The following is a 14,063-nucleotide window of genomic DNA, read 5'->3' on the forward strand; positions in this document are numbered from 1 at the left end:
CTTAAAAAATATGGTCGATCGCCCGGTAAAATCAGAAGCGGATTTTCTAATGCAACAATCTAGACTTAATCACTACAGTCAGGAGGACAAATGGACTTTATAACCGATCTTTTCAGTGGTATGGGTGGTGTAGACTACCAACTCATTGTTCAGGTAGCTTTACTCGCAGCCGTCGTGCTTTCTGGCCCGATCGTGATTTTTCTCTTGGCAGCTAAAGGCGGCGACCTGTAATTATAGCACGCTAGGCGGCGATCGAGAGTTGGGAGTTTTGAGTTTTAAATTAGGCAAAATTCACAACGCTCGATCGCCAAATTTCCCAGCAGCACGAGCTTTCTTATCAAATACCAAGGGCGTGTTTAGCAGTTTGAATCAAATTCTCAAAAAAAGGTAGAGATACATCGACTTCTCTAGCATCTTTGCGGGAGTTACCTAACAAACCGATGTTTTGTCCGGGTGCAACAGCCAAAACTTGCCCTTGAGAGTTGCGAATTCTCAATTCCTCGATCGAGCCGGCGGGAGACAGACTGCAAGAATAAGTGCGATCGCAATAATCAAACTCAACTTTTCCGAACCTCGGTGGCCTGGAAGTAGCAGCATTTGCCGGTAGCCGAACGCCCAACAATTCTAACTCAACCGATGTCTTGCCATTAAAACTATTTTCCCGCAATCGGTAAGCAAGATCAACCCGCCGAGGCAAAGGAAAATATTCGCCCCAACGCCAAGCAATCGCCTTCACACTAGCCGATACATTTCCATCTTGAGTTGCAGTTAATTTAACGTGACCTCCTTTACCAACAATTTTCTGTTCAGTTATGCAAACATTAGGCGTCCAAAATACAGGAGCCTTATTTTCAATCCCGCAAGGTTCCAGAGCATCAATTTGTCGGTAAAGGTCAAGATTAATCTCAGCCAAATCTGCTCGCACGTCAACTGAAACCAGCGGTTTTAAGTGTTCCGGCTGCAAACATTGATTGGCAAAAATTGACAATTGGCTGCGGAATTGTTCGATATTCTCAGCAGGCATAGAAAAACCGCCAGCCGCTTTGTGTCCGCCAAATTTAGTTAATAAATCCGCGCAAAAATTCAGCCCATCAAATACATTAAACTCAGGAATTCCCCTCGCCGAACCCCGGACAATTTTAGCGGGCGGGCACGGGGGAACGGAGGAGGATGAGGTTGTAGGGGCGGTGCCCCCGTGCCCGCCCTCATCCTCAAAAGTACCAATAAACACAGGTACGCCGTAGCGTTCCACCAACCGAGAAGCTACAATCCCGATCACCCCGTGGTGCCAACCGGGCTGCACCACAACTAAAACTCGTTCTTGCTGCAAGTCGATCGCCCTTTCCTCACACCAAGCAATTGCTTCCTGCTCAATTTCCTGGCACAACTCCTGCCTGCGCTGATTAATTTGTTCGCACTGCATCGCGTTTTTGAGAGCCAATTCGCGATCGTCCGTAGTCAGCAACTCTATCACAATTTGAGGGTCAGCCAGCCGCCCCACAGCATTAATCCGGGGCCCAAGCCTAAAACCAATATCTTCAGGCTTTAACGAATTTTGAGTAGGGGCGGTGCCCCCGTGCCCGCCCTTGAGTTTTGAGTTGAGAATAGATGAACTTTCCGCACTTCCAGGCTGCACTCCCGCCACCTGAATCAAAGCCTGAATACCCGCCAATTGCGAGTGAGGCAACAGCCGCAAACCCCGCTTTACCCAGCGCCGATTAACTCCAGTCAAAGGTGCTAAATCCGCAATAGTTCCCAACGTGAATAACTCCAGCAGGGGATTTACCAACCCCCCAACTTTCTGCATATCCTGAGCCAAAGTAATAGCCAAAACATAAGCCACGCCTACGCCAGCTAAACCGCGATAAGGTGAAGATTCCGCGATTAATTTCGGGTTGAGAATAGCATCAGCCGGCGGCAGTTTTGGCGGCAAATCATGGTGGTCTGTAATAATAACTTTGACACCGAGTTCTCGTGCCCTGGAAACCGGGCCGTAGGCTGCAATTCCGTTGTCAACCGTGAGAATGAGAGCGACACCTTCCGAGTGAAATTCTTCTACAATGCGATCGTTAATCCCATAACCTTCTCGCATCCGGCTCGGAATAGCATAATCCACATTCGCCCCCAGAACCCTGAGAGCGCGTAACAACAAAGCCGTGCTCGTCATCCCGTCAGCATCGTAGTCGCCGCAAATCGCAATTTTTTGCCCTCCCGAAATCGCCTCCCGCAACAATTTGACACTCGCAGCCAAATCTGGAAACTCATCCATTGGCGCCGGCAAAACCAGAGATTCCGGTTCGATAAACCCTTGCACTTCTTTAACCGAATCGATGCCCCGGTTAATCAGCACCTGGGCCAGCAAAGGCGACAAACTGATTTCAGTGGCAAACTGTTCGGCTTGCTGTGTTTGAGGCGAATAAATTTGCCACCGTTGGTTTGGCAATCGGTGAAAATGCGGGGGCACAGATGTCGGTAGCTCTTGCACGGAAGCTGAGGTTTAAAGATACATGATTAATCTTACCGAATTAAGTGCCTCAGTCAATCAATTTTAGATTTTAGGTTTTAGGTTTTAGATTTTAGATTGATGCTGATGAGTTTTTTGGGTAAAATCCAAAGGTTGTTTGTAGGAAAGCTTTTTTCGGAAGCTCTCACCGCACCCAAATAGGGATCAAAGCCCTGCCAACAGTCATGGAGACCAAAAAATTTTAGACCAAAGTTCAAACGCCCCAGATTTATCTGTGGAGTCAATCTAAAATCTCGAATCTCAAATCGACTGGTGGGAGCCGAAGAAATAAGTGTAGCAGGCAGTTGTGCCGCCCGTGCTAGGGCGAGGCTAATTTAATTTAATGAGGAGACTTGCATGAGAGACGATCGACCACCTTGGTTTAAAATGGCATTACAGGTTCGGGGGTCTGTCATTCTCTCAATTTTGCCCCGCGTTTTGCTGTGCGGCGGCTTTGGAGTTTTTATTTCCCTACTGCACTTTTTTAAGTGGCCAGTTTCCTTACCAATTTTGTCGAGTATTGTACCCAGTATAGTCCTGGGTCTACTATTAGTTTTTCGGACAAATACAGCCTACGAAAGATTTTGGGACGGCCGAAAAATGTGGGGAACTTTAGTCAACAACGTCCGCAATTTGGCGCGCCAAATCTGGGTAGCAATTGAGGAAAAAGACCCGCAGGATATCGAACTCAAAAAGTCAGTCCTGCGCCTGTTACCCGCCTTTGCAGTGGCCCTAAAACTGCATTTGCGGCAAGAATCAGTCAATCCAGAGTTGGAGCCGTTAATGTCCCCAGCGCACTACCACAAGCTCAAATCAATGAACAATCCGCCTCTAGAAATTGCCTTTTGGATTGAGGATTACTTGCACGAGCAGTACGAGCGCAATTGCCTCGATGTTTATCAGTTAACTGGTATGAATGAGTTGCTCAACTCTATGATTGATGTATTAGGTGGCTGCGAGCGGATTTTGAAGACGCCTATCCCTTTGGCTTACGCGATTCACCTGAAACAACTATTGTTGCTTTACTGTTTAGCCCTCCCCTTTCAAATGGTGAAAGATTTGGGTTGGGGAACCGGCTTAGTTGTGGCTTTAATTAGTTTTACTTTGTTCGGCATCGAAGAAATCGGCATTGAAATAGAAAATCCCTTCGGGCACGATGACAATGATTTGCCTTTGGACAATATTTGTGCTGCCATGCAGCGCAATATCGACGATTTAATTTCTTTATCTCCTAGCGTTCACGAACACGTGAAAGATAAGTAGAGTCATTCGATTTTAGATTTTAGATTTTAGATTGGTACATAAAATCTAAAATCTAAAAGCTTCGGATTAATTTTTTTTAACAATCAACCGCATTAACCCCGCTAATACTAACAATACAGGTGTCAGCCAATCTCCCCACCGCACGTAAAAAGTCCGAGTTTGCCGCCGATAGATAGTAGCATCTCGGACTTCATAGGTATTAATCCCAGACTTCCAAACCGTCTCGCCGCGAGGATTTACAAAAGCAGAGTAACCCGTATTAGTTGCGATAACTGCCCATCTATCCGTCTCAATTGCCCGCATCACATCTAGAGCGTGATGTTGATCCAACATGGGCGGTTTGTAGTGGGCATTGTTGGAAGCTGTGAGCATAAATTCGCCTCCATTCGCCGCCTGATATCGGAAAATTTCCGCAAAGGCCGAATCGTAACAAATTCCGACAATGGCGCGGCCAAACGGCGTATCAAACAATTGTTGAGAATTGCCGGGTACTAAATGAGCATCTAAGGGCGAAAGTCGATTAATAATCCCGCCTAAGATTTCGTAAAAAGGGATATATTCGCCTAAAGGCACTAGCTTTAGTTTATCGTAGCGGCCGACAATTTCTCCAGTGCGATCGATCGCCAATAAGCTGTTAGTGATACTATTATCTTGCTGTCCGAATCCTCCAACCCAAGCCACAACGCCGCGTTCGAGAATAGCTTGGTAAAAGGAAAGAGTAGAACGCTGATACTCGTTTGTCCAGATAAAAGGCAAAGCGGTCTCTGGAATTAACACAGCATCGACTTTTCTGTCGGCTAACTGTTTGTATCCAGTGGTGTAACCTTCTAAAGCGCGCCCCCAACCCGCTGAGTCAAACTTAATCTCGTTAGGAATATTGCCTTGAATAATGCCAATTTTTAATGATGTTCCCGCCTCTTGAATTAAAGGCCGATTGTACAAACTCCAGCCTGCAATATGCAAAACTAAAAATAAACCCGCAGGCAAAATATAAGCAACCGACTTCTTCCCTCGGACTTCTCCCTTCTTACCTCGGACTCTCTCCTGCTTCCATCCATCCGTTACATCCGTTACATCCGTTACGTCCGTTGCCGAACTTCCTTCTTCCTTCTTCCTTCTTCCTTCAATAAAAGCTTCGGCGATTAAGCCATTTACTGCTACAATAGCGGCTGTTACTGCGCTGGGCCCGGAGAGTTGACCGAGGTGCAATATTGCTAAATTGTGCGGGCTTTGCGTGTAAGATAGTGATGTCCACCACAGCGAACCTGTACTCCAAATACTTTCTAAGGCACACCACAAAGCTGTGCCAATTAAAACGCGAGTTAATGCTGAAAATTTAGAGCTACCCCCCCCAGCCCCCCCTTGTAAAGGGGGGGAGTTAGGAATAGGATTTTTGCTGGGTAAAGTGAGGGAGTTGAGAATTACAAATAGCCACGCCCAAACGGCGACTAAGGCTGCTCCCCAGAGGGTGATGAATGCCCAGCAAAAAAGTGCGATCGCCAAACTCGGCCACCAAGGAACTCCCAACCAAGTCATCGGGTGAATTCCCATAATCCAAGATAAAGCTAATCCGTGATAGCCAATTCCCCAGAGTGAAGGAAGAAGGAAGTTCGGCAACGGATTCTGTAACGGATGTAACGGATGGATTTTGAGGAAAGAAGGAAGAAAGAGAAATTTTTGTTTTTGTTGTTCTATTTTTGGCTTTTGATAACTGACAACCAAAACCCACAGCGGAGCTAATGCTACCCAAGCCAATAGCCAAGCATTTACTGGTGCGGTTGTCAATGCCATCAAAATGCCGCTGAAAAGTGGGATCGCCCAGGCTAATGTTTTTGATTTATGAACCACGAGTTTTTCAAATTTGTGCCTGTTAAATATCGCCACTTTGATGCTTGCCAAAAATAATAATTCTTAATCAATATATCAGATCGATCGGGAAGAAGGGAGTTTGGCAACGAGCAGTGTACGGAATTTAACGGATTTAATGAATTTAACTCACATTTTGCACCCTTCTCAAGAACAGGCTTTTCGGCCTGTTCCACAAAGAGTTAGTTTTCTTGTGGAACAGGCCGAAAAGCCTGTTCCTAAACAATTAATTGAGAATGGTGCAACATCTCAGATTTAACGGATTTAACCGAAAAAAATCTCTCAAATTCTACTTGCTCAAACAAAAAGCGCCCCTATTTCTAGGAGCGCTTTTTGTTAAATCAAAAGCTAAATTTAGCCGTTGATGGAAGGAGCAACCATTGCTACTGGGGTGACTTCACCGGCGGCCAAGTCGAGGGGGAAGTTGTGAGCGTTGCGCTCGTGCATTACTTCCATGCCCAAGTTAGCGCGGTTGATGACATCAGCCCAAGTGTTGATGACGCGACCTTGCGAGTCGATAATCGATTGGTTGAAGTTGAAACCGTTGAGGTTAAACGCCATCGTGGAAATACCCAAAGCGGTAAACCAGATGCCGACAACAGGCCATGCACCTAACAAGAAGTGCAGAGAACGGCTGTTGTTAAAGCTCGCGTATTGGAAAATCAAACGACCGAAGTAGCCGTGGGCTGCAACGATGTTGTAGGTTTCTTCTTCTTGACCGAATTTGTAACCGTAGTTCAAAGATTCAGTTTCGGTTGTTTCGCGAACCAAGCTAGAGGTAACAAGAGAACCGTGCATGGCGGAGAACAGAGCACCGCCGAAGACACCAGCAACTCCCAACATATGGAAGGGGTGCATCAGGATGTTGTGCTCGGCTTGGAACACGATCATGAAGTTGAAGGTGCCGGAGATACCCAAGGGCATACCGTCAGAAAAGCTGCCTTGTCCGATCGGGTAAATCAAGAATACTGCGGTGGCTGCTGCAACAGGTGCAGAGTAAGCGACGCAGATCCAAGGACGCATACCTAAGCGGTAGGACAGTTCCCATTCACGACCCATGTAGCAGAAAATGCCAATCAGGAAGTGAAATACTACCAATTGGTAGGGGCCGCCGTTGTACAACCATTCGTCTAAGGAAGCTGCTTCCCAGATGGGATAGAAGTGAAGCCCGATCGCATTCGATGAAGGCACAACAGCACCAGTAATGATGTTGTTGCCGTACATCAAGGAACCAGCTACTGGTTCGCGGATGCCGTCGATGTCCACTGGAGGAGCAGCGATGAAGGCGATGATGTAGCAGATGGTGGCACTCAGCAAGGTGGGAATCATCAAGACGCCGAACCAACCGATGTAAATCCGGTTTTCAGTGCTTGTGACCCATTCACAAAAGCGTTCCCAAACGTTGCCGCTTTCGCGACGCTGTACGGTTGTTGTCATTTGGTTTATGATGGCTTAATTGAATTTTCAAAGTTCGTTGTGGGGATGCCCCACGCTTATATTAGTAACACCATTCCCTAAAGTTTGCCAAGGGATTTCTGCTGACAATTTCAACATTTTACAAACTTTTACAAAAACTGGATTCTTGGTAAATATTTGTAGTTTTTTACAAAGCAATATTACCCACATAACAGGTAAAATATAGCGGCCTGAAGAACTGAATTTATTAGCTGTAGATGGGTTCAGCAGTTTTAGCAAATTATTTTTGTTCAGGTCGATTCTCTTTCTGTTTAAATATCTCTTAATTACGTCTGGGATAGAGAATTTTTAATATTTATTCACATATACCCTGTGGATTCTGCGAGGGAAAATTTTTATCTGGAGAATAGTGAAAACCGGGTTTCTAGTGCGGGCTGCATTCTCAATAATCTCCAATCAACCGGGTTTATTGACGAAAAAAGAAACCCGGTTTCTGAGGCGCTTGGCAATAGAAATCAACCGGGTTTCTGAGGATGAGTCCGCAAGTTCGGCGTAAAAATTAGGATTTAGCCTGGGGGCCAGTTCATCTGCCGACCGCCGAGAATGTGAAGGTGCAGGTGGTCTACAGTTTGGCCGCCGTCGCTGCCGCTATTAATGACGACGCGATAGCCGTTGCTAAGTCCGAGTTGTTCTGCTACGTGCTTGACAGTCAGCAGCAGGTGTCCCATGAGAGCATGATCTTCCGACTCGGCATCGGCTAATTTGGCAATAGGCTGTTTGGGAATGACGAGGATGTGGACGGGTGCTTGCGGATTGATATCTCTGAAGGCGAGGGCCAAGTCGTCCTCATAAACGATGTCTGCGGGAATCTCTTTGCGGATGATTTTGCTGAAAAGCGTTTCTTGAGTTGTCATCAAAAGTCCTTGGGTCTGAAACCCCGTCCTTACAGGACGGCTTTACGTTGTAATTGAATCCCCTTGCGGGGTAGGGGGGTATGGTTGCCCCCCCGTGAGGATATGGTTGTCCTCAATCTCCCATTTCTGGGGTAAAGTTAGCTTCGCCAATGTTTAGTGAGCTTGTTAGGCTAGCAGCACTGTTCCTGTTACCTGAGAACTGTTTAACCACTAGCGACAGAGCAAGGGACTAGCTTCGTATCCCAGGGTGTCGTGACTCAAAAAACGTAGTCAGTTAAGACTTAGGCTGGTCAGAATGGCTTGTTAGATTTCTCTTTCAAGCCTCATGCCGTCAGGGCTGAGGTTCCTGACGGGTGTTAACGAAGGAAGAAGGAAGAGGGAAGAAGGCCCAAGTGGGAAGTGGGAAGAGGGAAGGCCCAAGTGGGAAGGGAGAAGGGTTCGAGGGAAGAGGGAAGACCCAGCAGGATAGAAGGAAGAGGAGAAAAAGAAGAGGCAAGGAAAAGTTTTTCTTGCCTCTCCCGATATTCATTAGTCATTGTTAATCATAATAGATGATGAATCAAGGACAGGCAAATTAAGGATAAAGAAAAATGCTTGCTAGGGTTTGGAGTGCATCGATCGTTGGAATTGACGCGGTAAAGGTGGGTGTTGAGGCTGATGTGTCAGGGGGGCTACCGAAAATCGTCGTTGTGGGGTTGCCCGATTCTGCGGTGCAAGAAGCTAAAGAAAGGGTTAAGGCTACGCTGAAAAATTCGGGATATGCTTTTCCGATGCGGAGTATTGTGATTAATTTGACTCCGGCGGATTTGCGGAAGGAGGGGCCGAGTTTTGATTTGCCGATCGCCATTGGCATTTTAGCAGCATCAGAACAAGTCAGCGGTCAACTTTTAGGAGATTATTTGTTTTTAGGGGAACTTTCTTTAGATGGGAGTTTACGGCCTGTGGCTGGGGTTTTGCCGATCGCCGCTGCTGCTCAAAAAATGGGTATTTCAGGATTAGTTGTACCGGCTGGTAACGCGCAGGAAGCGGCTTTGGTGCACGGAATATCTGTTTATGGTTTTGAGAATATTTTTGCAGTTACTGATTTTTTGAACAATCCTGAAGTTTATTCGCCTGTCGAAGTAAACGGTCGAGAAGAGTTAGCTAAAACGCGGTTTTCGGGTTTAGATTTAAAGGATGTAAAGGGGCAAATTCACGCGCGGCGGGCTTTGGAAATTGCGGCGGCGGGGGGACACAATTTAATTTTTGTGGGGCCGCCAGGGAGCGGTAAGACGATGTTGGCGAGGCGTTTGCCTGGTATTTTGCCGCCGCTGACTTTTGATGAAGCTTTGGATGTAACTCAGATTCATTCGGTGGCTGGGTTGTTGAAGGATAAGGGAAGCTTGGTGGGCGATCGGCCTTTTCGCAGTCCTCACCATTCAGCATCGGGGCCTTCTTTGGTAGGTGGCGGCAGTTTTCCGCGTCCGGGTGAAATTTCTTTAGCACATCGCGGCATTCTTTTTTTGGATGAATTAACTGAGTTTAAAAGAGATGTTTTGGAGTTTTTGCGACAACCGCTGGAAGATGGTTATGTGACGATTTCTCGAACTAGACAATCCGTGATGTTTCCGGCTCAATTCACTTTAGTTGCGAGTACAAATCCTTGCGCTTGCGGTTATTACGGGGATTCGATTCAACAGTGTACTTGTTCGCCGCAAAAGAGGGAGCAATATTGGGCAAAACTTTCGGGGCCTTTGATGGATCGGATTGATTTGCAAGTGGCCGTAAATCGTTTGAAACCCGAAGAAATTACGCGACAGCCGACGGGGGAGGAGTCGGAACCGGTGCGGGTGAGAGTACAGCGGGCGCGAGAGCTCGCAACTCGCCGTTTTCAGTCGGAATCTAGTTTGCGCTGTAATGCGGAAATGCAAAGCAGTCACATTAACAGATGGTGTCAGTTGGATGATGCTTCTCGGAATTTATTGGAGATGGCGATTCGGAAGTTGGGGCTTTCGGCGAGGGCTAGCGATCGCATTTTGAAGGTTGCTAGAACTATTGCTGATTTGTCGGGGGATGAAAGCTTGAAAACGAATCATGTGGCGGAGGCGGTGCAGTATCGGACGATCGATCGAATGCAGTAAGTCAATCGATTTTAGATTTTAGATTTTAGATTTTAGATTTTAGAGGCGACCCCACGGATAAATGCTCTTTCTGGAGGATTTTCGATTTTCGATTTGGGATTGATTCCACGGATAAATCACGTGGCGGGTACCACATGAAGAAATTCGCTTGTCAGCAGCGGCTCAAAAGACACAATCCCCCGATCCCCGACTTCTTAAAGAAGTTGGGTATTTAACAGTTGATTCGGCGATTTAAATTGCTTCTAAACATACGAAGTCGCAGCAGAGGGGGACGAAGGGATTGAGGGGGTATTGAAGCTCGATTGATGTTGTCCCATTATTTAATTGAGCCACTGAAACGCCCCGATGTTCCCATGTTTATTGTCTGATTTTGTGCTGCATGGTGCCAGTATCACTTGTGACCGAAAGCATCCAGGATACCCGCCACGTGATTCATCCGTGGAGAAATCAAAAACGTGTATCCGATAAGCAAGCCCCCGAATTTATCTCGCGCAAGTCAATGCTTCAATCTAAAATCTAAAATCTAAAATCTAAAATCGATTGACAGTTGCGTAAGTTCTGTTAGTGTTAGATTGGGGGAGGTCACAGCAAACCAAGGCAGCAGTTAAAGTGGCGAGCGAGGAAGCTTTAGACCAACTGCCCGAAAGCTAATCAACTGAAGTTTATCAGCACGTCTACAAATCTTATTCTGAGGCCACACGCAGTATTTATACCACCGCAGCTTGAAGCTGGTGTCAATGCCACCCACCCACAGCTTTTGTCAAAAATCCCTCATAATTTCCTCAAAAATTCATCAAGTTTTTACGCACTTTTTGTCGGTTTTACTGTAATTTATGATACCGATCGCCCAAGTTGCCCGAATCTCCACAACGGCAGAATTTTTAATACTTAATTTCTCTCCCTCGCTCTCCCTCGCTCTCCCTCGCTCTTCCTCGCTCTTCCTCTTTCCCTCGCCCCCTCTCCCTGTTTCACCCTAAAATTTGAAATTTTTGAGTGACGAATTATGGCACGATCGCAGCGCGTTTTGATACCATGCAATCAAGCGCAAGACAATCAGGGAATGCACTGGAGGTGTGTAAATGGAGCTTTTGGCAGAACAAAAACGGTGCTTGGATTGCTTGGTAAGCTCGATCGAGCAATTGGGAGGTCAAGTAGACATTCCCAAGCTGGAGCAGATAGCTGAGCTAATTATTCAAACGATGAGAGGGCCTTGGCGCTACTTTCACACGTCGGAACACATTTTTGAGGTCGGGGGGTCAGTCGATCCGATCGAGGTGCTGGCTGCCCTGTTTCACGACCTCGTGTACGTGCAAGTCGATCAGGGGGTTAGTTTCAATATTAGCAGCGCCCTTTGTCCTTTTGTCAAAGAAGTGCGATCGCAGTTAGTTATTAGAGATGAAACCGAACTGCCCGACGATGCCATGTATCACCTAGTGGCCTCAGTATTTGGGTTTATTCCCGGCAAGACTCTCTCTCCGTTTGGCGGCCAAAACGAATTTTTGAGTGCCGTTATTGCTGCCAAATCTTTGGAGCCTTTTTTGCCAGCTAGTACGATCGCCGAAATCGCCGCTTGCATCGAAGCTACTATCCCTTTTCGCCCCGTTTCGCCCAGCGGTTTGAGTGCGATCGAACTTTTGTACCAGCGTTTAGCAAGTGCAAATCGCGATTTTAACTTGGGATGGAGCGATGCCCAAACCTTAGAAATTGTCAAGCGTGCAGTCAGGTTAGCAAATAGAGATGTCGAGAATTTTGCATCTCCAAATTCCTCTAATTTCTTAGACAATACCTGGAATTTGATGCCAGAAACCAACCACGAATTGACCAATGTTAATTCCTATACTGTTGCCGGATATCGCAGGTCTCTGCAAAAAATGGAAGGATTTTTGAACTTCCTCAAACCCGAGCTGGTTTTCCAGCAGTTTATGCAAGAGCCGGACGATGCAACCTACGCTAACCTGATTGCCCGAACTCGCAAAAATATCGAAGTTGCTAAACTTTATCTGGGTATCAAGCTAATTACCATCGCCATTTTAGAAGCTCTTTCCTACCGCTTGGGGCGCGATATTCCGCTTTCTACTATGATGGGAGAATTGCGCGCACCCGGATTTAAGACCTCAGTTTTGGAGGATTACTTGCCCAACAAACAGATTGCCTACCCATTAGAAACTCAGTTGGAAAAAGAGGTTTTAAATTTGTTAGCAATAGGACGAAATCAAGAATCTCCCTATGATATTAAAAACTCTCCCGTAGCTACGTTTATTATCAAATCTATCGGTTTTGCTGAAACTGAAAACTTTTTGAAGAAAGCTCAAGAGTTTTTTGCCGGTCATATTTCCTCGGAAGAGTTTCTCTCTTACTGTTCTCCCGATGTCATCGAGACCATCTCCTCCGGGGTGATGAAACTATTTGACAGCAGAAAGACGGCTTTAGGGAAAGTTAAATTAGTTCACCAAACAGTTTCTTAGGATAGATTGGCAAAATCTTAAAACGTTTTCCATCGCAGAAACCTGGTTTTTTGAGTTCAGCCACAATGTGCGGTTAGTCTGAGATGTTGCATTATTCTCGCTTAACAGGCTTTCGAGCCTGTTCCACAACAAGTGCATTTTCTTGTGGGGAGTAGGGGTTGGGCAGGATATCCCGCCTATAGCAGGCTTATTGATAATGGTGCAAGATTTCACTTTAAACCCTAAAAAAAGTCCTCTTTAACTAATATGTTGCACCATTATCAATAAGCCTTTTATGAACAGGCTTTTCGGCCTGTTCCACAAGAAAATTTATATTTTGTGGAACAGGCCGAAAAGCCTGTTAAGCGAGAATGGTGCCAGATATCAGCTTTAAAGGACTTTAGCTATGAGTCTGGGGTTTGAACCCGTAGCGGACTAATTCGACATCAAACTTTTATTGTGGTGAACCAGTCGCACCCTCTGCGCCGGAGTTGCTATTAGGTACAGCCGTATCCGTAGGATTAGAATCGCTCTGGCTTTCCGTATTAGTTTGGCCACTGGTACCTGCTCCAGAAGCACCATCATCTTGAGTTGGAGATGGAGTAGCTGAACTCTCAGGTGCTGGAGTTGTTGGAGTGGAATCTGGCTCATTCTGCGGAGTCGGAACCGTAGTATTGGTATTATTTGACGGCGAAGATGGAGACGGCGCTGCTTCCTGAGCGGGTGCATCTTGCTGCTGTGAATTTGGAATTGTAATATTGATATTGGGAGCCGGACTTGCTTGAGGAGCCGGAGTTGCGTTTTGAGCTGGACTTGGTTGAGGATCAGGCGTAGGGTTTTGAGCTGGAGATGGTTGAACCGGAACCGGAACAATCTTTTGAATGATCGTTTTTTCTCTCTCTATAGTCCGAGTCGGAGCTGGTGTTGCTGAAGGCTGATTCGCTTTCGGTACAACAATCACAGGAGCAGAAGCCGGAGTAGGAGCCTCCTCACTCCGATTGAAGTAATATACACTGCCCAGAACTAAGCCTGCCAAAGAAGCAAGAAGAATTCCTAACAGTAACCCGCGACCAGCATTCTCATTATCGCGGACTTCTTGGACTCCAAGTTGGCGGTGATTTTCCGCCATTTGACCCTGTACATAACCTTGGTGATGAGCTGCTTCTTTAGAAGCCTTCCCCGTTGTACTCGGAACACTTGTAGTGGTTCGCGTTGTACTGACGTGACCGTTAGTTGCATCGGTGTGAACTTCTTGATGAATTTCACGGCTAGAGCTATTTTCTTCGTTAGGTTTCATAATTATCTTCGCCACAACTATTCAAAAAATATTGTCTGTAGGAGATGCCCTGGTTTGAAAACTTGAGCTAAGCTGTTGAGCATTTAAATCACTTATTTCGATTTACCGTCAAGATTCAGGTGTAAGCGTTGGGTGTTTGGCTCATGAGTTTAATTGCTTAACAGCTTTTAGCTTAGGGAGTTTAGAGAACTTTTGGTTTTTCCTTCATTTGTATCCAATGTAACTCGTTAAGGTATTAAC

At 46.2% G+C, this 14,063-nt stretch carries 10 protein-coding genes; 5 read left to right on the top strand and 5 right to left on the bottom strand.

All coding sequences use genetic code 11. From position 1 onward, the window contains the following. The first annotated feature begins 90 nt into the window (after window positions 1-90). The gene (psb30, locus tag QUA88_RS09275; RefSeq protein WP_333054512.1) at window positions 91-231 is read left to right on the top strand and encodes a photosystem II reaction center protein Ycf12/Psb30; all 141 of its coding nucleotides are present in this window, start codon (window positions 91-93) and stop codon (window positions 229-231) included. 106 nt (window positions 232-337) lie between these two features. Here psb30 and QUA88_RS09280 read toward each other — a convergent pair whose 3' ends face one another. Then, window positions 338-2,485, bottom strand: coding sequence for a DHH family phosphoesterase (locus tag QUA88_RS09280; RefSeq protein ID WP_333232507.1), 2,148 nt, complete (start codon window positions 2,483-2,485; stop codon window positions 338-340). Between the two features lie 375 nt (window positions 2,486-2,860). Between QUA88_RS09280 and QUA88_RS09285 the strand changes: the two genes are divergently transcribed. Beyond that, entirely contained in the window at window positions 2,861-3,766 is a 906-nt protein-coding gene (locus QUA88_RS09285) for a bestrophin family ion channel (RefSeq protein ID WP_333054515.1), read from the top strand. Between the two features lie 66 nt (window positions 3,767-3,832). Here QUA88_RS09285 and lnt read toward each other — a convergent pair whose 3' ends face one another. Further along, window positions 3,833-5,650 carry an apolipoprotein N-acyltransferase gene (gene lnt, locus QUA88_RS09290; protein WP_333271410.1) on the bottom strand — a complete coding sequence of 606 codons (1,818 nt, stop codon included), beginning with the start codon at window positions 5,648-5,650 and terminating at the stop codon, window positions 3,833-3,835. 64 nt (window positions 5,651-5,714) lie between these two features. Between lnt and QUA88_RS09295 the strand changes: the two genes are divergently transcribed. Next, a complete protein-coding gene (locus tag QUA88_RS09295; protein WP_333054517.1) occupies window positions 5,715-5,891 on the top strand; it encodes a hypothetical protein in 177 nt (58 codons plus the stop codon). 95 nt (window positions 5,892-5,986) lie between these two features. On the opposite strand, the gene psbA is transcribed toward QUA88_RS09295, so the two are convergent. Further along, on the bottom strand, window positions 5,987-7,069 hold the full coding sequence (gene psbA, locus QUA88_RS09300) for a photosystem II q(b) protein (protein ID WP_333160757.1): 1,083 nt from the start codon (window positions 7,067-7,069) through the stop codon (window positions 5,987-5,989). Between the two features lie 545 nt (window positions 7,070-7,614). Next, on the bottom strand, window positions 7,615-7,962 hold the full coding sequence (locus tag QUA88_RS09305; protein ID WP_333233759.1) for a histidine triad nucleotide-binding protein: 348 nt from the start codon (window positions 7,960-7,962) through the stop codon (window positions 7,615-7,617). A 590-nt stretch (window positions 7,963-8,552) separates the two neighbouring features. Here QUA88_RS09305 and QUA88_RS09310 point away from each other — a divergent pair. Continuing rightward, window positions 8,553-10,082, top strand: coding sequence for a YifB family Mg chelatase-like AAA ATPase (locus tag QUA88_RS09310; RefSeq protein WP_333054521.1), 1,530 nt, complete (start codon window positions 8,553-8,555; stop codon window positions 10,080-10,082). Between the two features lie 1,079 nt (window positions 10,083-11,161). Continuing rightward, window positions 11,162-12,547: a hypothetical protein gene (locus QUA88_RS09315; protein WP_333054522.1), complete on the top strand. Its 1,386-nt coding sequence runs from the start codon at window positions 11,162-11,164 to the stop codon at window positions 12,545-12,547. 433 nt (window positions 12,548-12,980) lie between these two features. Here QUA88_RS09315 and QUA88_RS09320 read toward each other — a convergent pair whose 3' ends face one another. Beyond that, complete coding sequence (locus QUA88_RS09320) at window positions 12,981-13,823, bottom strand: hypothetical protein (RefSeq protein ID WP_333210184.1); 843 nt, start codon at window positions 13,821-13,823, stop codon at window positions 12,981-12,983. Between the last annotated feature and the right edge of the window lie 240 nt (window positions 13,824-14,063).

This window comes from Microcoleus sp. D3_18_C2, assembly GCF_036702395.1.
GTDB lineage: Bacteria > Cyanobacteriota > Cyanobacteriia > Cyanobacteriales > Microcoleaceae > Microcoleus.